The following is an 18,531-nucleotide window of genomic DNA, read 5'->3' as shown; positions in this document are numbered from 1 at the left end:
AACACTAACAAGGTACTTCCATTTCACATGGAAAACGGTGGTCTTTTTTATGATTTTGATCTATTTACTACACTAGGTCCTTTTTTAACATAGCTCAGAGTATGGACTGAATTTAGCATGGTTTAAATCAGTTTCCCTTCACCTTCACTCCAATTACACCCTTCCTCTCTACCAAACTATTCAACTTCACCGCCTCCCAAATACTTTGATCCGAAATTCCAGTACTCCCCTGTATATCAGACATAGTTCGAGCCAGACGAATGATTTTTATTTGGGTTCGGTTGCTCCAATTTTTCTTATAAGAGAATTGCTGCGTCCGCTGCTGTTTAGCTGTTAAGGGACTTGTTTTCAATAGGGTGCCATAGGAGACCCGGCTATTGCCAATTTCACTTCCATATCGCTCGTTTTGCCTTTTTCTTGCCTCATCAACTCTCTGTCTGATGGAAGACGATAATTCTTCCTTTCTCATATTAACGGATTTCAAATCGACAGGGCCCAATGATAGATTAATATCGAAACGGTCTCTTAATGGACCTGATAGCTTATTTTGATAGGCAATAATTTGTTTTGGGGTACAGGTGCAGTAGTGGGTATTAGAACCGGAATAGCCGCACGGACAAGGATTCATTGCCCCAATCAAAATAAAAGAGGCTGGATAAGTTACCGTTGCTTGTGTCCGGCTAATGCTGACTTTGCCACTCTCTAAAGGCTCGCGAAGCATATCAAGGGTTTTCTTTGTAAATTCAGCTATTTCATCCAGGAATAGCACTCCTCGATGAGCAAGAGAGACCTCCCCTGGCCTTGGATATTGGCCTCCTCCAATGATCGACACACCCGAGGCGGAATGATGAGGATTACGAAAAGGCGGCAGATCTGTATGTTCCCAAGAACCCCCGCTTAGCTGATGTAAACTTATCATTTCAAGCTGAGCTTCTTTCGATAATGGGGGCATGATGGAAGGAAAGCTTTCTGCCAAAAGGCTTTTCCCGCAGCCCGGAGGCCCGGTCATAAAAACATGGTGTTCTCCAGCGGCCGCTACTTCTAAGGTGAATTTCGCATATGAATGGCCAACGATTTGCTGAAAATCAGTATAATTCGAAAGGTTCTCGATTACTTTCGCTTAGGGAACAACGGGATGGTCCCTTGCCCATTAAGGTAAGAATAACCTCTTCCAACGAAGTAATATACACAATCTCTAGATCCTTAAATTCCAAAACGGGAAGTCTTTCATCAAAAGGCATATATAGTTTTTTCAATCCTAGCTTTTTAGCAGCAAGTACAGCCGGAAGCATCACCTGCTTCAACTGAATCTCTGGAAGAGCCCTGTTTTCAATTAATAACCTCGCTATTCCCCATACATCTTCTGCTGTAAGTCCAATATTATTACTCCTTCTAAGGATGTATCCTTTTTCCTTTCGAATAAAGATAATGCTTTTAGATAAAGAATTATATTTATAATTTGAAAAATAAGTTCGTAAATCCTTAATATCTCTTTGAATCGCTTTTTCACTTACATGAAAATGCTCTGCTTCCTCCTGCTTTTTTATCACATCACCTTGGCTAAGACGTTCAAAAAGGGACAGCATCCTCATCGTTTTCTGGTGTGATTCTTCAATCACATTCGTTTTCTCCCTTCTTTTTCTGTTCTATTCTGTTTAATGTTTCCACTGGTTGGAAACATTAAATATAGGAAGATAATAACATATCCATAATGAAAAGTAGTTCTTTTATAATCCGTATTACCTATTTTTTAATATCACTTAAAAATATTTCCAAATACTTTCATTTTTGTGATAGAATTCTAATGCTAACTTACATCTTGAGAGGAGATTTATCTTACGAAATGAAAAAGGTCTGGAAAATCCTTATTTCTTTAGTCCTTGTTTTAATGGCTGGAGCTGGTGGAACTACCTACTATTTTTTAAAGGTGAAAACGTATGATATCGCAGATAAGAAGGTTGAGGAAATCACCAAAACCGAATATGATATTAACTTGCCAGAAGATAATGAAGTTGTATTAACTGAAGAAACTTCAGGGAAGGAAACCAGCAATACGGTTTGGGGAAAAAGCAGCAGTAAAAACACTTCCTCAATTGTAATAAATGCAAAAGCAGCTAACGTTACTAATGAAGGATCAAAGGCTGAAAAAGCAGACCAGGATAAAAAAGGTTCAAAGGCCCAAGTAGTAAAAAACTATAACCAGCCGGCAGAACCAACAGTTGTCAGCATCAAACAGAAGTATTATCCATCTTTTGAACACCTGCAAAAACAGGCAAACAAAAAGATTGATTCTCTTATTGCACAAGCCTATAAAGAATTCTCCGACCAACAGCTTAAGGGAGATTCTATATCGTATATGTATTTCTACCAAAAATACACCACTGCAAGCTCTGATCTAGAAAGCAATACAAATGCTGCCTTTAATAAAATATATAAGGCATTGCAAGAAGACTTAAAGAAAAACGGATTTAGCCCTTCCCATGCTGAAAGCTTTAAAGAAGAGTATGAGGCTGCTAAGAAAGCCCGTGAGACCGCTTTATTGAGTAAGGTAAAGGAAGCTCTATAATAGGTATAAAAACTTGAAAGACTAGCCTGATGCAAGCTAGTCTTTTTATATTTGGCTCTAAGACATATCTTTAATGAACCTGGCTTTTATTATTTAAATATATATAGCCCTGAAATTATAAGTGGTCCGGTAAAAACGGATAAGTGGGCTGATGTACTAGTTGAAGTAGAATAGACAGAAGAGGATGTCCTAGTACACCCTCTTTTTTACATAAGAAAAAGGTTCTATACCTATCAAACGTATTTAGGGTAAGACACTATTTAAGTTCATCCACGCAAATACTCATTTAACAACTCTTTAAAAATTTGACTCAGTTCTTTGTTCTTCTTCTCCTTCAGCCACTCCACTTGATCAATAGGCAAAGTTAATTTAAGTGTAACTTTTTCATTTGGCATTTCCACTTTCCTTATATCCTCTAGCGTGATGCCTTCTTCAATATCCGGAAATGCCAAATCACTTTCACTTACCCTAAGGATATCTTCGTATGTTTCACCCTCATCCAGTTCCCAGACTAAATTAAGCCTAGGCAGCTTGCCCGGCAGCGATTTTAGAAACATAAATGAACTTATTAGCCGTCCATCTTCCAATTCTATTTCTGCTATCAAACTTTCCCTATCTTCGTATTTTCTAAGCGTAACTTCACTCACAATCACACATACTTCCAAGTACTTCCAGAAGAATATTCAAAAATATAGATAGCACTTTTAAACACATAGATTGTTTCACCATCAAAGATTACTGATTTTATACCAACCATACTTCTTCCCCCATACCATATGATTTGCAATAATTAATAACCACGATTCTATATATTTAAGTACATCATATCAGAAAGACATGAGTTCTTCTCCCTTCGCCCATGCCCCTTATTCATAAAAAAATGTTATAGCACTCTAATTAACTTCTTCATATAACCTAAAAAAACCACCAACGCAAAAGCATCGGCAGTTATTTATCGTGAAACTTAGCTGTGAAACAAGAAAATTCGGGTGGTACCTGGTACCACTTATATCGGCCCAACTCCATCAGGCCAGTGAAGCTGTACACCATTTTCCTCTAACAAACTTTGAAACTCTTTTAGTAGTGCCTTTTCTTCTCGCACTTTGGCTGGATTGATGCCTTTTTGGATTGAGAAGGCAGCCAGGAAGCCTGCAGATTCGCCGATATTCCATTCCACCGGGTGGACTCGATAGCAGCCATTTGTGATATGGGTGGTGCCGATGTTTTTGCAGGCCGGGAGCAAGTTATTAACTCGTACAGGCAGCAAACTGCCGAGCGGAATCTCAAAGGGATAGCTTTCAGTATAAAAAAAAGTATTCGTTTCGGTGGTTGGGTGAAGGTCGATTCGATAACAGCCTATTCCCACTGAATCCTCAAATCTTTCAATTCCCTTATCCCCTCTGATTTCTGCGTTGATATGTTCCTCTACAACTGTAAATTGTGCTTTAATCCGCCGTGATTCTCGTATGTAAGGGTACTTGGCTAATCCATCCTCTGTATCCAGCACATCAGGTCTTATCCTTATTCCCGGATACCCTTTGCCTCCATCAGGCCGAGGCGCCTCGGTCTGCAGCCAATATAGGAGGGACAAACTCAATTGCTTTGCGCCTTCCAGATGCTTTTGGCTCTCCGCTTCGCCTACATCAATAATAGAACCGAGCCAATAATCATTTTGCGGCCAATTGATGAGGGTAATATCTCCTTCATAAAAACCTCTTTTATATAAAGAAGGGTCAATAATACGACGGTAATCCCATAAACCCCAATGGTTCTCTGTGTGAAACATGGAAAATTCCTTCGAACCGCCTGTATTAGCATCAGGAGCAAGCCAGCTTAATTGCTTATGCTTTAAGAATGGGGCTTGATACTCCTTCCAAAATTCATATTGGGCCGGTTTTTCAATGGTGTGGTCTTCCCCTGCCAAATAGTCGGCAGCCAAAACATGAGTGATCGGCTGCATATCCTGAGGTGAAGCTTCGTCAGGTGCGTGCAGCTCACCTGTTTCCCTTTTTGCTTCTGCTCCAGTAACATATTCCACTCCCGCTAGAGGAAGCACGTCCCCGCATTCTGTCGCATCCAAAAAAGTGGTTCCTTTTAAGATAAGCTTCCGCTTTGTTTGTGTATGTTCGACGGTTATGGTTTCAACGCTGTCTCCTGAAGCCTCCGCCTCTACTGGTCGATACCCCGTTAAGAGGCTTATTTTATTGCTGCTAATATAGGGAGCAAGCATTTCCTTCAGGACAGCAAGCGCCACCTTGGGTTCATGGGCAAGATGGCTTACCCAGCCGTTACCCGGGTTTAAATATTCTATTTTCCTTGCCCTTTCTGTTAGCGGGTAATTCCTGCGATAGTACTCTCTAATCCGAATTCGCAGCTCTCGGTATGTCCTGGTGCATCCAAACTGTTCGATCCACTTGTGTTCGTCTGGGGGAACAGCCTGACAGGTCAACTGCCCGCCAATCCAATCAGTCTCCTCTGTCATAATCACCTTCAAACCCATCTTCGCTGCTGACAATGCAGCAGCACAACCGCCCAGACCACCGCCAATAATCACAATGTCTGCACTTAAATCCCTTTGCACTTAATCAGCTCCTTTCGACAAAATTCGGGTGGTACCTGGTACCTTTTTTTATCTCCAACCCAACTTCAAAGGTTCGGTGCCATGGGAGATAGATTTTTATTTCATAGTTTAGGTTAAAATTTTCTAAGAAGGGCAAGGCTTCTTTCAAAAACACTTCTGTTACCGTTTTGAGCAGTTCCTCAGCTTCAATTTCACTTTCATCTACAGAATGCCTCACTTTCTGACGCACGATGGTTTGGTATACATAGTCGTCGAGAAGCCGCAGGACGGTTTGGTTAAGGAGCCGTTCCCTTACTTTCTCTTCTGGAAGGGTTCCTTTCATTTTTTGCAGATGAATCATGGCAGCCTGCGCTATTACGGTTCCAATCGTATTGCCGGCGGTGTTCCATGCTGCAAAGCCAGAAAGATCACTAATGTCGATAGAGTCCAGCAGCCACGGCATCATGGCAGTGTCTGCCCCATTGGCATAGGCCACATCTGCAATGGCGACTTTTTTGCCTTTACGGATGTAATACTTTATCCGCTCGATCCATTCTCCAATATTGCGGTCAGCCGTATGGACACCTTCTAGGTTTGTTTGCAGCGCAAGATCGCCTTGCTTTTTACCGGGAACATTAACCGCAAAGATAACATCTGCGATTTCCGCACTGTCCACCGTATGGCTGCCAAAGGCGTAAATTTGCCCTTTGACCGACTCCACGATGGGGCGATCTTCATACATGGCTGAAGAAAGGGCTCCTTTTTCTCCGCTATAGAAGGGGAAAAACCTGGGTGGCTGTATTTCTTCCAAAGCATAAATCAATCTTGAAACCAATGTATTCGCTACTTCATCAGCCCCCGGATAGATACATACCTTTGAAAAAAGGGACCTCTTAAGGATTTCAGCCGCTAGAAGCTCCTGCTCACGGATATTGAACCCATACTCGGAGGTATCATCCTGCGGGTATACAAGGACATCAATGACCCCTTCCTCCATATAACCAAGAAGCGCTTTATTCACATTGAAGTTTTTCTCCCGTGTTTCCAGATAGTCTTCTAAAATGTCTGCCGGAATTTTAGCTTCCATTTCAGCCATGACAATGGCGGAAGCAGCATCTCTTGTCTTCTCAAACTTATGAGAATGATAGGAGTAAGACCAGATTTCTTCCCCATAATCCTGCCAGTATTCTTTTTCTTCTTCATTCACATAATTGTTGGAGATCCTCATGGTTGCACTAAAGGCCATTATTTTCTTTTCGGGATATTGCCTTTTTAAATCCCTTAAAATCGCCACCCTGGATAAAATAACTTCCTCCCGGTCCTGATTAATTCGGGAAGGTACTAGACCTCCATAGCCAAGCATGTCCGCAGAAATAACAAAGCCGTCCACTTGTGGAGCAATGGACTTCAGCCAATGAACAAGCCCCTCCATGTTTCCGGACTGTTTTAAGAATCCCAAGTAACTTTTTTCAGGCACTAGTACCTGCCATCCGCCTATCGCTGCAATCTGGCAGGGAAGCTCCCGTGTAACAGGCCTTGCATCTACAGGAATTAAAGCAATTTTTCGGTTCATCCCTTTCCCCCGCCTTCAGTAAATTGAATCCTATAAGTGGAAATCCTTTTCGGTAATATCGAATCTTTTAATCCTTTAATCTCGCTTAGCTGCTTGCCTCCGAGAGTAACTCTAGTAACCTGGTCAATTCCTCTTATACTTGAAAAGCTCATCTGCTGGGAAATTTCAGAAGGGTTCCACAGCCTTATAAGCAAACCGTCATCACTTGGACGTATTGAACTCCATTGAAGCGTATCATTATCAATTTCAATTAAAGCTCCTGTATCCTCTCTCAGCTTCCCCGAAAATATCTTTGCAGGAACTCTGAATTCACGTGCTTCCCTTGCAATCTCCATATTCGAAAGTTCAGGCATAAAAGGACCAAAAGCATATGTAAATTCATAGCTTCCAAGGCATTGCGCATCGGGAGTCTCCAGCATAGGGCCAGCACCGCCCCCTCGAGACCTTAAATCATCACGGGATAACCAGCCTACACTGCGCAGCAAGGTTAGTTCCAATACATCCCCTACACCGTCAGAAGTAATCTGGTATTCCTGCAGCCCCCTCTGAAAGAAAACAATGCCCTTTCTTTTATCGTCAGCCCGAATGAATGAATACGCTGGTTCTACCACTACTGGCACTTCCCTCTGCTTCGGAGCATCGAAAACTTCCATTTTCTTCGCTTCCCGCCTGACAATGTCAAAGGATGTATCGCTGTATGTATATGGGATCGTTGCTGAAAGCGGGAATTTCACCCGTAACCGCTGATCTTTTGCCCTGTTCTCAACCTTAACCGTTACCTCAGCCCTGGTCATATTCTTGAACAGTTTCACTTCCACAGAAAGAGTTGTCTTCAAAACCTGATCAGCCGGACCATTGCGTTCTGCATTTAACCCGGCAGGAATCTCTAACTCCAGCTTATAGTTTAATATTTGAACACCTTCTGCCTTTTTCACCGATGGGTTTTCAGACAGCACAGCATTTGAAACGATATCCTTTAAAGGCCTGGAGTAATTATACTCATCCCCGGCATCCAGACTGCTGTAGAATTGCTGAAGTCCTTTATAGGCCACATTTGCCTTTTTGTCTATCATGGTCAAAGTTCCATCCTGCTCCAAAGTAAGAGTAAGATGCTTGTTTTCTATGCTAGCCGTTTCTTCCTCCTGCAATACAAGGTTCACACCTTCTACAACCGTAAATTCACTGATTGAAAGTCCAGGCAGATTTTCTGCATAAAATGCCACTTCATAAAAAATTCCTTCTCTAAATTCCGGAAAAGCATCCAAAGGTGATTCAAAGAATCTTCGTTTTTCCTTTGATAGAATGATAGGCTCATAGATTTCCCCAGCGGAACTTCTTAATGCAAAATGTTCCCTGCTTCCCTCTTGAAGCCATACAATCCCTTTCACCCAGCCTGTATAAGGATACGGATGAGGATTGAACACGAGAAACCTGCCATCATCTTCAAATGGCTTTCGCAATCCGCTCCCGCTAACTGATGAATCAAAAGCCCCTAAAGCCATTAGTGCTTCGTTCTGCAGCAGTTCCATTCGCTGACCCAATTTCATCGTTCTATTTTCCATTTCACGGTGGACTTCATCCACACTGCAGCCGCAAATGCTGTCATGAGGCTGATTTTTTAATAAGAGCTTCCAGGTTTCATCAAGATATCGTTTTGGGTGTTTACCAGCCAGAGCTAACAGCGGTTCCGCATAGCCAGTCAGCTCATCCTCCATCCATTGATTTTGCTGCTTTAAATAAGTTCTTGCTGAAAGAACATTAGGGAGAATATAGCAATGGTCATTCTCCCTCATTTCACCCATATGTGTGTTAAGTTCTTCATTAACTTCGCCCCGAACCGCCTGTAAATACTCCTCATAATTTCTCTCTATAAAGACAGGGTCCAGCTGGCTATTCAGCTCATCAATCTTTTCCGACATGCTTCCAGCCTTAGGCATGAGATGATCGCCGCCGTTTGTCAGCAATACCTTTGAGGTTGAAGCATAAGGCACTACTTTATCTAAAAAGGCCTGAATTTTCTCCTTATAGTCCTCTTCATTCAGAATCGGCTGGTAATATCCTTCAGGCAGAAATATAGTGAAAACACGCGTACCGTCCGGCGCCTCCCAAAAAAATTCCGATTTCTCCGGCTTTATCCCTCTCCAGAGAATCGCGTTATCAATATCAAACCCCTGCAAAATCTGCGGCATCTGGCTGACATGGCCAAACGTATCGGGCAGATAGCCCACCATTTGCGGATTGCCGTATTTCCCAGCAAGCTTCAGCCCCATCTCCAAATTCCGAATAAGCGATTCCCCGGAAACCAAAAACTCATCCGCAAGGATATACCATGGGCCGATAATGACTCTCCCTTCGGAGATCCGTTTTTTCAACCGCTCCCCCGCATCCTCCTCACAAACCTCAAGATAATCTTCAAGCGCAGCCATTTGCCCGTCCATGACAAACTGCTTTAATTCTCCTTTTTCTAACCCATCAACCACCCTCTCGATCACCTGGATCAAACGGTGGCGAAATACTTCAAAGGGAAAATACCACTCGCGGTCCCAGTGAGTTTGAAAGACGATATAGCAGGTAAGGCCCTGTTCCTTCATCCCTTGACGGCCCCCTTCATCGCTCCTTCGATGAAATGGCGCTGCATAAGGGCAAAGAAGATGATAATAGGCAGAACTGAAATAACTGAACCGGCAGCAATTAGCCTCCAGTTGGAGGAGAAGTTGCCTGCAAGTGCGTTAACGCCAAGCGGCAATGTGTACATACTTGAGTCATTGGTAATGATGAGCGGCCATAAAAAGTCGCCCCATGCCGAGACAAAGGTAAAAATGGCGAGCGTGACAAGGGATGGCTTGACGAGAGGAATCAATATTCTCCACCAAATCTGAAAGGCATTGGCCCCATCCATTCTCCCTGATTCATCAAGCTCATAAGGAATCGTTAAAAATGCCTGGCGCATCAGGAAAATCCCAAACGCAGTCGTGGCATGAGGAAGCACCAATCCGGCATAGGTATTCTGCAATCCAAGATTCAAGGATAATAGATAGATTGGAATCATCAGCAATTGAAAAGGGATCATCATCGTACTGATAATCAAAAGGAAGACAATATTTTTTCCTTTAAATTTCATTCGGGCAAGAGGATAGGCAGCCAGTGAACAAAAGATCAGATTAAGCACGACTGTCAGGACAGACACGATGGTACTGTTCAATAAATAGCGCCAAAAAGGGAAAGCCTCCATGACACTTGAATAATTGCTGAAGGTCACTTTTTCCGGGATCAGCTGTGGAGGATATTGAAAGATATTCTCTCCTCCAGACTTTAAAGAGGTAGAGACAAGCCATAAAAAAGGACCAACTGTAATAAGAGTAACAAACAGCAGCAGAGCATAAGTGAATGTCAGTTTGACTGCTTTTTTTACAGATATTCTTTTCGTTTTTATTTCAATTGGCTGCTGAGCCGTTTTTTCGATTATTGGAGAATTCATATTGTCACCCCTTTATGGCTTCTTCTTTTTTGCCCATCATCTTAATATTAATGATGGAGAGCACTAGTGTTATCAGGAATAAGACCACTCCCGCAGCACTCGCATAGCCCATTTTCAATTTTTCAAAAGCCTCTTGGTAAATATAAAAAACCAGAGTCTTTGAGCTGTTAAGAGGACCTCCGCCTGTCATCACGTAAATCTCTTCAAATACTTTCATCGCTGAGATGGATGACATAATCGAAACGATTAAAATAGAAGGCATTAAGAGCGGAATGGTAATATGAATAATTTGCTTCCATTTACTTGCCCCATCAATGTCGGCAGCTTCATATAAGTCTGAGGGAATCGACTGCAAACCTGCCAGGTAAATAACCATATAATAGCCAAGGCCTTTCCAGATGGTTACAGCCATGACGGCAAAAATGGAAGTGGAAGTAGATGTGAGCCAGTGCACCGGCTCGTCAATAATCCCGATGCTTTGCAGAAAATAATTTAAGATTCCGGTATCGGCGTAAACCCATTTCCACATGATGCCGACCACAACCATGGAAGTGACAACAGGCACATAGTAAGCCGAACGGAAAAAAGAAATCCCCTTTACTTGCTGATTAACCAATATCGCCAAAAAGATCGGCAATATGACCAGTATGGGAACAACAACAATTAAATAAAGGAATGTCTGGCCTAACACCTTCCAAAAGAGCTTATCCGCAAATAGCTCTTTATAATTCTCAAACCCTATAAAGCTCGATTCCGTTACCATATTGTAATCGGTGAAGCTTAACCAGATCGCATTCAGCATCGGATAGAAAATAAATGCCCCCAAAATGATACTGCCCGGAAGCAAAAACAAATATGGTGTGATAGGACTTCTTTTCATTATGCTTCCCCTCTTTTCTTTAAACCGTCAAAAACAAGCTTGGCTGCTCCCATCATGCCGGCAGCATTCCCGAGCACTGCAGGAAAAACCTCAGCCTGTACATGATAATCTCTTAATCTTTCTATTAGAAGAGTCCACCAATGCTTTCTGGAATCAATCACTCCCCCGCCAATAATGACAGCATGAGGATCGAGAGTCACTGAAATGTTATAAATCGCCAGAGCCAGCAAATCGATATACGTATGGACGACAGCTTTCAATTGCTCACAATCACCGGCCAAACCTTCAAAGACTTCATTACCATGATTAAACTGTCTATTTGTTTGTTCATTGGCAAGCCGAACAAGTGCTTTCCCTGATAAGTATTGCTCCGTACAGCCTCTCATGCCGCAATTACATGGACGCCCATTCGGCACAAGAACAGCATGCCCCCACTCGCCGCTTTGAAAATGTCCCCCGCTGACGATTTTCCCATCTATCATATTGGCACCGCCGACGCCAGTACCCAGAGTCAGCATGGTAATGGAAGGGTATGCCGCTTTATTTCCCTGCCATACTTCTCCGATCAAAGCAGCATTCGCATCGTTTTCAATAAAACAAGGAAAACCATATTTTTTGGATAAAATTCCAGCCAGCTTTGTCCCCTGCCAGCCGGGAAGATTAGCTGTAGCATAAACTACCTCGCCTGTTATCGCATTAACCCTCCCAGCAGTTCCAACGCCAATTCCGATGATCGACTTTTCCTTTTTCAGCAGGGAATCAATAACAGAAAAGACCGACTCGAGGACCCCGGTACGTCCGTTTGTCAGGATGGTCGCTGTGCTTTCGGCATAAAGAATGCGGCCTTTTTCGTCGATGATGCTTGCTTTTACACCGGTTCCGCCGATATCTACTCCAATGGCTTTCATGATCTCACCTCGGTTATTCCGGTTTCCTTTTTAATTAATGGTTCTGTTACTTTTGCCTGTTGATTTCCGCTCCAGGCACTCAGCGAACCGCGGGCGGTCCGACGCTCCTCGGCGTTAGCGCCTGCGGGGTCTTCCTATAAGCATCCTTGAATAAACACCGCACGAAGGAAATACGAGAGCATTTTTCGAGGATCTCGCGCCTTCCGCTCCAATCAACAAGGCGCTAAAATCAACAATAAGCTTAAACAGAGCCTAATTAATAGATCTTCCCGACTACGGCCTGTGCTGTCTTTTCCTTCATTTCGACCGTATAATTTTTATCCTGTAAAGCAAGTCCTGTACTTAACAGATCAATAACAAACAGCTGCGATATTTTGGCAGCGAGGGACCCGCCTTCGAGCGGAGATTCCTTCCCTCCGCATAATAAAACATTATCGGCAACCTTTGTAATAGGTGAGCGGGCATAGTAGGTGATCGCAATCACCTTTGCTCCATTTTCTTTTGCGATATGTAAAGAATCGATGGTATCCTTCGTGCTTCCTGATATACTTAATCCCACCACAACATCATTTGGCCCAAGTGTTGCGGCTGTCATCGACTGGATGTGCGGATCAATGATTGCATCAAAGCGGCGCCCGATCCGCAGGAACCGATTCTTCGCGTCCAGTGCAGACAGCCCGGAGGTTCCAACACCAAAAAAGTGTACAGAACTTGCGGCAGACAAAAGTTCTATTGCCTTTTGAAGCACCGTTTCATCGATCATATTGACCGTTTCATCAACAGCATTTTTGGTATATTGCGCAATGGAATCCACCAGGCTTAAGGGCTGAGATTCACTTGTATCATTCTGCCCGGAAACAGATAAATCCTTGGCAATGGCCAATTTAAATTCCTGATATCCCTTAAGACCGATTTTTCGGCAAAATCGCAGAACAGTCGTTTCTCCGACCTCCGCTATATCAGCCAAATCCGTCACAGAGTAATAGATGACCTTATCCATTTGCTCAAGAACGACAGATGCCACCTTTTGCTCAGACTTTGTCAGGGATGGGTAATAACTATTGATTAACACATTCATTTTACTTTTAGATGGAGTACTTTGTACGGGCATCATGATTCACTTCCTTTGAAATAGCATCAGCATATTTTTGTGTAATGATTTGCGGCCTTGTAATGGCGGAACCGACCACCACGGCATAAGCGCCAGATTGAATGGCGGTTTGCGCTTCCGCAGGAGTTGAGATTCGGCCTTCACCGATTACTGGAATTTCAAGGATTTTGGCCAATTTTTCAATCAGCAGAAAATCAGGACCTGTCTGATTGACGGAGTGGCTTGTATAGCCGCTCATCGTGGTGGATACACAATCAAATCCCAGCTTGGCTGCTTGTATCCCTTCTTCATAGGTGGAGATGTCAGCCATGGTAAGTTTATTGTTCTTCTTTGCATAATGAACAAGGTTTTCTAAACTCTCGCTGTTCGGCCTTTTACGAATTGTTGCGTCCATGGCGATCATGTCAGCCCCCGCTTCAATCAGTTCGTCTATCTCCTTTAGAGTTGGGGTAATATACACTTCACTATCAGGATAATCCCTTTTCACAAGGCCAATGACCGGCAAAGAGACCTTATTTTTAATGGCAGCTATATCTCCTGCTCCATTCGCCCGGATCCCCGCTGCTCCTCCGATTTCTGCAGCTGCAGCCATTTTCGCCATAACCTCTGAGCCATGGAGCGGCTCATTTTCTAATGCCTGGCAAGAAACAATCAGCTTCCCTTTGATTTTCTGAAAAAATTGGTTATCACCCAACTCCAGCACCACCATTTCTATGTCCTATGTAGTTCTTTTTTAAAAGCTCTTTGCGGAGAAAGTATGTCTCCTGAATGGCTGCCTTAGCAGTAAACACTACTCTCTGCGCAAAGACTTTTATAGAAAAAAGAGAGGGAGAATTCTCCCTCCCCAAATTGAACGGCTATTGAGCCAAAAGCTCATTCCATTTCTCCTCCGCTTGCTTGACTGCTTCCTCCGGTGTATGGTCTCCAAGCATAGCACCTTGAAGTGCCTCGTTCATGGCTGTCTTTAACTCTTCGTAATTTTTCATTGGCGGTACGAGAACTTCACTTTCCTTCAGCTGTCCTGCAGATACAATCCTAGCTTCATCAATAGGAGTTGGGTTTTCTGGAAGCTCACTGAAGAAAGGATCATCAAGCGCAGATTCAATAGATGGCAGGATTGGCACAATCTTATCGAATTCAACCTGGTTTTCAGCATTAGTCATATAAATAGAGAACTTAATAGCCGCTTCCTGATGCTCGCTTTGCTTTGGAACAACCAGGTTCATGGCAGCCGTATTTTTCTTGCCTGTTTTTCCTGTAATTTGCGGAGCTGATTTTGTAGCTTCAAGAATGTCAGGCGCATTTTCTTTTACCTGGTTCAAAAACTGCGGACCTGATGCTAAAATAGCCAGCTGTCCGGCATTATACATATCAATCGCTTTGCCGTGCCCTTCTGTCAGTACTTCACGCGGAATATAATCATTTTTATATAAGTCTACGAAATATTCGAATGCAGCGACGCCATCTTTCGTGTTAAAAGCAGCCTTTGTCATATCTTCATTTGTAAGGTCCACACCCATCATAACAAGTGCTTCTAATAAATGGCTTCCATCAAGCGGCGGGAAGAAAGCGTATTTCCCTGTTTCTTCTTTCACTTGCTTTGCTACTTCGGCCAATTCCTCAAATGTTGCCGGAGCTTTTTCGGGATCAAGGCCAGCTTCCTCGAAAATCTTTGTATTGTACATTGTCACCTGGGAAGATAAATACCAAGGAATACCGAACGTCTTTCCATCAAACGTATTCGATTTCCAAACACCCTCGAAATATTCCTTTTGAACATCCTCCGGTACTGCTTCATCCATGTTTACTAGAGCATCAAGCTCTGCAAGCTTCGCAGCGAATTGCGGATTCAGGTTTGCCACATCCGGAGCCGTCTTGGAAGCAACGGAAGCAAGGATTTTCTTTTCCATGTCACCCCAAGGCACGTCCACCCATTTTACTTTTATATCCTCATTCTCAGCTTCAAAATCAGCGATTACACCTTTGATATAATCATCGAAGGTTGGAGACAGCTGCATCGTCCAGAACTCAATTTCGATTGGCTCGCCCGATTTGGCACTATCTTTTTGGCCCTTATCTTCACCGGCTGTTTCCTTATTACAGGCAGAAGAAAAAATCATTGTGAAGACTAAAGCCAAAATCATAAGTAAATGCTTTTTCTTGAACATTCCTGCTTTTCCCCCTTTAATGGCTTAAAAAATATGAAATGGCTCTGGGCAAATCCCGTTGCCAGAAAACCCATACATGCTCTTCATCCTCTTCTATGTATGTAACATCCGCCTGCTGTGTTTCGAGGAGTTCCTTCATCCGGCGATTATGCGATAAAATGAAAAGCTTCTGATTGGAAATAGGAGAAACAAACTCATCCTCCTTCTTTCCCACTAGCTGATACACGCTCAGGTTTTTCAAATCTCCCAGTTTGGCAGCTTCCTGGTGATGGATCTCCGATAGTGCGGCTGATTGCAATAGCAGGTGTGTCCAACGATTCGGCTGCCGGCAGACAATCGATAAACTTACTGCTCCTCCAAGAGAGTCACCCAATAATCCTCTGTTACGTATTTGAATATCTTGATCTGTAAAATGTTTCTCTACTTCCGGAACCAGTTCTTTAAGAAAGAATTCAAGAAATTTTCGATGATGGGACCCTTTAGGATGATAGCTTTCATATCTTTCAAGCGAAGATCCGGGCGGAATTAAAACCATGACCAGACTCTGCGCAGCTGCTGGCTGTTCTTCCAGCAGCCTTTCATAACAAGCTTGAAGATCACCCAATTCAAGATAATCTTCCCCATCCTGGACAAATAGCAGATGAATAGAATCTCTGTTTCTATCATTGCTATGAAGAAAGTAATACTTTTGAGATTTTCCTAAAACCAAACTGTTCAAAACACGTTCCTCAATGATTGAATGAATGGAAGCCCCCTCGCCTTCTATTTTCAGAAAATTCTATATCTTGGTTTCATACTACCACAATATGTATTTCCTGTGAATATATTCTTCATTTTTTTATGTAAAGGTGGAGAAAAACTTCAACTTACGAGAAATCAGCACTTAGTTCCTTCTGCTTAGGCATATCTATTGATTTTGGATAATTTCTCCTGTTTTTTCTAAAATTTTGAAGAATTTATTTACCATCCTTGTTAAGGTGTTATAATTTTAAGAGAATTGTGACAATTGTCTATTTACAGGATGGTTTCACAAAAATATCAGGAAAAAGGAGCGGGTTATGAAAAAGTTTATCAGCATTTTTCTATCTGTTTTCATGTTGGCATTCTCGGTGATTCCTGCAGCGGCAAATGGCAATGATAATTCCAGGCAGCGTGTGCTGCAGGATATTATTAAAGATCCGGATAAGAAAGCAAGAATTCTATGGTACGATTTATCCGCGAATGTCCCTTACTTGAATACGAAGGAAAAGGTTCAGGAGATCGTGGCGAAAACTGCACGCGCAAACATTGACACCATTGTATTGGACATTAAAAACTCAACAGGATTTGTTGCTTACAAAAGCAGCCTTGCTCCCCATGCAAGCACTTCCAAGTATTATCCTAAGTTTAAAGACTATCCAGCGGGCTATGATTTGCTTGCAACCGTAATAGAAGAAGCACATAAGTACGACATTAAAGTACATGCTGCCATGAATGTATTTTCGGAAGGAACCACTACCTATCAGGAAGGACCTGCTTATGAACATCCCGAATGGCAGTCCATCATCTATCAAAATGTAAGACTTGCAAAAGCTGCAAACGGAAGCTCTTTCAAAATTACGGGTCTAAATACAACGAGGGCGACCAACTCTCTCGTTCTGTATACTCCAGATCAATACGATGTTTCACCGGCAAACCGCTGGGGAGCTGAGGTACAAGTGGTAAATAACGTTGTAACGAAGGTTTCTGATCGAAGTACGACTGGAGCACCAGCCCTTGAAGTACCCGAAGATGGCTATGTTTTATCGGGGCATGGCGAAGCAAGAACCTGGCTCCTTGAGAATGTTTCAGTTGGCGATCTCATGGACACTTCATCAACAGAAACAAAGCTTATTCCTTCAAGCCAGGCACCAGGCCATTCTACTTTTGTCAATCCAATTCGTGAAGATGTGCAAAACTATGAATTGGGAATCATCAAGGAGCTTGTCACAAACTATGATGTAGATGGAATCGTATTAGACCGTGCAAGATATAACAATATCTACGCTGATTTCAGTGATTTGAGCCGTTCAAAATTTGAAGAGTATATCGGCCAAGAGGTACAAAATTGGCCTCAGGATATCTTCTCCATTGAATTTAACGGGAACAGCCAGGAAATTTCCGAAGGCCCACTCTACCAAAAATGGATCGAATGGCGTGCAGGAAACATCCAATCCTTCTTCAAAAAGGCAGAAAAGACTGTACATGATCTAAAAGATGAAGTCTATTTTAGCACCTATGTTGGTGCCTGGTACTCTGATTACTATAGTGAGGGTGTAAACTGGGCAAGCAAAACCTATCATCCCGATTATAGCTGGACCAGCCCGGACTATCACAAAACAGGCTATGCCGAGACCCTTGATTTCCTGATGACCGGAACCTATTTCCCTGAAGTAACAAAAGAGGAAGCCATCGCAAAAGGCAACCCGGCAGACCATAGTGTAGAGGGATCAGCAGAAGTAGCGATGGATGTCGTGAACGAAGCCACCTTTGTCTATGGAAGCTTATACTTAAACCAATACTTAGGGAACCCCGAGCAATTCCGAAAAGCACTTCGCAAAGATATCGAACTAACCCATGGCGTCATGCTCTTTGACTTGGTTTACTTAGAAATGTTTGACTGGTGGCATATTGTTGAGGAAGAATTTGCAGAACCATCTCAAAGTCCGCATCATATACCCGGGTTGATGAAGATGGTTAGGAGTGATACGTGAAGAAAAGGATAAAATAAAACAGAGCAGAATCATTTCTGCTCTGTTTTTATTATTTAATCAAGAAGCATGCTATAAAAATGCTTACAGCCACGGATTTAAATGGTAATTTCCAACATATTAGTTAACTACCATTCACCTTTATTCCAGTTACATCCTTCCTCTCCACCAAACTATTCAACTTCACTGCCTCCCATATACTTTGATCAGTAATTTCTACACGCCCCTGCATATCCTATATGGTTTGTACCAAACGAATCATTTTAATCTGGGTGCGATTGCTCCAGTTCTTTTTATAGGAGAACTTTTGCAGTGTCCGTTGCTGTTCAGCTGTTAAGGAACTTGTTTTCAATAAAGTGTCATAGGATACTCTGCTGTTGCCTATTTCTCTTCCATACCGCTTTTTCAGCTCTTTCAAACTAATTATTACGCTAATTGCCATGGCTAGATCAAACATCGGTCCATTTTCCTTCAATTCAGCTGGTGACAAATGAATGATGATTTTATGACTGGAGAGGGAAAACCTAGTGAGCGCAGCTGCAATCCGCTCTTTTGCTC

General features: G+C 42.7%; 16 protein-coding genes. 2 read left to right on the top strand and 14 right to left on the bottom strand.

Translation table 11 applies throughout. From position 1 onward, the window contains the following. Window positions 1-127: 127 nt before the first annotated feature. Together DFO73_RS05915 and DFO73_RS29200 are read right to left on the bottom strand one after the other, a co-directional pair. Window positions 128-1,075 carry a YifB family Mg chelatase-like AAA ATPase gene (locus DFO73_RS05915; RefSeq protein ID WP_258309284.1) on the bottom strand — a complete coding sequence of 316 codons (948 nt, stop codon included), beginning with the start codon at window positions 1,073-1,075 and terminating at the stop codon, window positions 128-130. A 10-nt stretch (window positions 1,076-1,085) separates the two neighbouring features. Next, entirely contained in the window at window positions 1,086-1,619 is a 534-nt protein-coding gene (locus tag DFO73_RS29200; RefSeq protein ID WP_258309272.1) for an HTH domain-containing protein, read from the bottom strand. Between the two features lie 224 nt (window positions 1,620-1,843). Here DFO73_RS29200 and DFO73_RS05905 point away from each other — a divergent pair, with 224 nt between their 5' ends. Further along, window positions 1,844-2,566 carry a hypothetical protein gene (locus tag DFO73_RS05905; protein ID WP_110063850.1) on the top strand — a complete coding sequence of 241 codons (723 nt, stop codon included), beginning with the start codon at window positions 1,844-1,846 and terminating at the stop codon, window positions 2,564-2,566. 266 nt (window positions 2,567-2,832) lie between these two features. Here the strand turns inward: DFO73_RS05905 and DFO73_RS05900 are convergent, their stop codons facing one another. From DFO73_RS05900 to DFO73_RS05850, 11 genes are all read right to left on the bottom strand, one after another. Beyond that, window positions 2,833-3,213, bottom strand: coding sequence for a hypothetical protein (locus DFO73_RS05900; RefSeq protein ID WP_258309271.1), 381 nt, complete (start codon window positions 3,211-3,213; stop codon window positions 2,833-2,835). Between the two features lie 359 nt (window positions 3,214-3,572). After that, window positions 3,573-5,147, bottom strand: a complete 1,575-nt coding sequence (locus DFO73_RS05895) for an FAD-dependent oxidoreductase (protein ID WP_110063849.1) — start codon at window positions 5,145-5,147, stop codon at window positions 3,573-3,575. Between the two features lie 4 nt (window positions 5,148-5,151). Then, window positions 5,152-6,699: a DUF4127 family protein gene (locus tag DFO73_RS05890; RefSeq protein ID WP_110063848.1), complete on the bottom strand. Its 1,548-nt coding sequence runs from the start codon at window positions 6,697-6,699 to the stop codon at window positions 5,152-5,154. Further along, window positions 6,696-9,290 (bottom strand): alpha-mannosidase, encoded by a 2,595-nt coding sequence (locus DFO73_RS05885; protein ID WP_110063847.1) that lies wholly within the window; start codon window positions 9,288-9,290, stop codon window positions 6,696-6,698. The genes DFO73_RS05890 and DFO73_RS05885 overlap by 4 nt, the downstream gene beginning before the upstream one ends. Further along, window positions 9,287-10,177, bottom strand: coding sequence for a carbohydrate ABC transporter permease (locus tag DFO73_RS05880; protein ID WP_110063846.1), 891 nt, complete (start codon window positions 10,175-10,177; stop codon window positions 9,287-9,289). Before DFO73_RS05880 ends, DFO73_RS05885 begins: the two co-directional genes overlap by 4 nt. A gap of 4 nt (window positions 10,178-10,181) precedes the next feature. Next, window positions 10,182-11,057 (bottom strand): carbohydrate ABC transporter permease, encoded by an 876-nt coding sequence (locus DFO73_RS05875; RefSeq protein ID WP_110063845.1) that lies wholly within the window; start codon window positions 11,055-11,057, stop codon window positions 10,182-10,184. After that, the gene (locus tag DFO73_RS05870) at window positions 11,057-11,965 is read right to left on the bottom strand and encodes an ROK family protein (protein ID WP_110063844.1); all 909 of its coding nucleotides are present in this window, start codon (window positions 11,963-11,965) and stop codon (window positions 11,057-11,059) included. The genes DFO73_RS05875 and DFO73_RS05870 overlap by 1 nt, the downstream gene beginning before the upstream one ends. A gap of 256 nt (window positions 11,966-12,221) precedes the next feature. Then, the gene (locus tag DFO73_RS05865) at window positions 12,222-13,079 is read right to left on the bottom strand and encodes a MurR/RpiR family transcriptional regulator (RefSeq protein ID WP_258309268.1); all 858 of its coding nucleotides are present in this window, start codon (window positions 13,077-13,079) and stop codon (window positions 12,222-12,224) included. Continuing rightward, on the bottom strand, window positions 13,051-13,785 hold the full coding sequence (locus DFO73_RS05860; protein WP_110063843.1) for an N-acetylmannosamine-6-phosphate 2-epimerase: 735 nt from the start codon (window positions 13,783-13,785) through the stop codon (window positions 13,051-13,053). The genes DFO73_RS05865 and DFO73_RS05860 overlap by 29 nt, the downstream gene beginning before the upstream one ends. A 148-nt stretch (window positions 13,786-13,933) precedes the next feature. Further along, window positions 13,934-15,244 (bottom strand): ABC transporter substrate-binding protein, encoded by a 1,311-nt coding sequence (locus DFO73_RS05855; protein ID WP_110063842.1) that lies wholly within the window; start codon window positions 15,242-15,244, stop codon window positions 13,934-13,936. A gap of 16 nt (window positions 15,245-15,260) precedes the next feature. Beyond that, window positions 15,261-15,962 carry an alpha/beta hydrolase gene (locus DFO73_RS05850; protein WP_181395933.1) on the bottom strand — a complete coding sequence of 234 codons (702 nt, stop codon included), beginning with the start codon at window positions 15,960-15,962 and terminating at the stop codon, window positions 15,261-15,263. A 340-nt stretch (window positions 15,963-16,302) separates the two neighbouring features. Here DFO73_RS05850 and DFO73_RS05845 point away from each other — a divergent pair, with 340 nt between their 5' ends. Further along, window positions 16,303-17,976: an alpha amylase family protein gene (locus DFO73_RS05845; RefSeq protein ID WP_110063840.1), complete on the top strand. Its 1,674-nt coding sequence runs from the start codon at window positions 16,303-16,305 to the stop codon at window positions 17,974-17,976. Window positions 17,977-18,208: 232 nt separating this feature from the next. On the opposite strand, the gene DFO73_RS05840 is transcribed toward DFO73_RS05845, so the two are convergent. Next, window positions 18,209-18,517 (bottom strand): magnesium chelatase domain-containing protein, encoded by a 309-nt coding sequence (locus DFO73_RS05840; protein ID WP_258309283.1) that lies wholly within the window; start codon window positions 18,515-18,517, stop codon window positions 18,209-18,211. Window positions 18,518-18,531: the final 14 nt, after the last annotated feature.

Source organism: Cytobacillus oceanisediminis (assembly GCF_003182355.1).
In the GTDB taxonomy this organism is placed as follows: domain Bacteria; phylum Bacillota; class Bacilli; order Bacillales; family Cytobacillaceae; genus Cytobacillus; species Cytobacillus oceanisediminis_A.
Note: the sequence above shows the minus strand (reverse complement) of the source record. Positions and strands in the feature narration are given on the sequence as shown.

Bases quoted from the DNA above. Each gene is read 5' to 3' on its own strand.
- DFO73_RS05875 (WP_110063845.1), bottom strand. From the start codon at position 11,057: ATGAAAAGAAGTCCTATCACACCATATTTGTTTTTGCTTCCGGGCAGT.
- DFO73_RS05845 (WP_110063840.1), top strand. From the start codon at position 16,303: ATGAAAAAGTTTATCAGCATTTTTCTATCTGTTTTCATGTTGGCATTC.
- DFO73_RS05860 (WP_110063843.1), bottom strand. From the start codon at position 13,785: ATGGTGGTGCTGGAGTTGGGTGATAACCAATTTTTTCAGAAAATCAAA.
- DFO73_RS05880 (WP_110063846.1), bottom strand. From the start codon at position 10,177: ATGAATTCTCCAATAATCGAAAAAACGGCTCAGCAGCCAATTGAAATA.
- DFO73_RS05885 (WP_110063847.1), bottom strand. From the start codon at position 9,290: ATGAAGGAACAGGGCCTTACCTGCTATATCGTCTTTCAAACTCACTGG.
- DFO73_RS05905 (WP_110063850.1), top strand. From the start codon at position 1,844: ATGAAAAAGGTCTGGAAAATCCTTATTTCTTTAGTCCTTGTTTTAATG.
- DFO73_RS05870 (WP_110063844.1), bottom strand. From the start codon at position 11,965: ATGAAAGCCATTGGAGTAGATATCGGCGGAACCGGTGTAAAAGCAAGC.
- DFO73_RS05855 (WP_110063842.1), bottom strand. From the start codon at position 15,244: ATGTTCAAGAAAAAGCATTTACTTATGATTTTGGCTTTAGTCTTCACA.
- DFO73_RS05865 (WP_258309268.1), bottom strand. From the start codon at position 13,079: ATGATGCCCGTACAAAGTACTCCATCTAAAAGTAAAATGAATGTGTTA.
- DFO73_RS05890 (WP_110063848.1), bottom strand. From the start codon at position 6,699: ATGAACCGAAAAATTGCTTTAATTCCTGTAGATGCAAGGCCTGTTACA.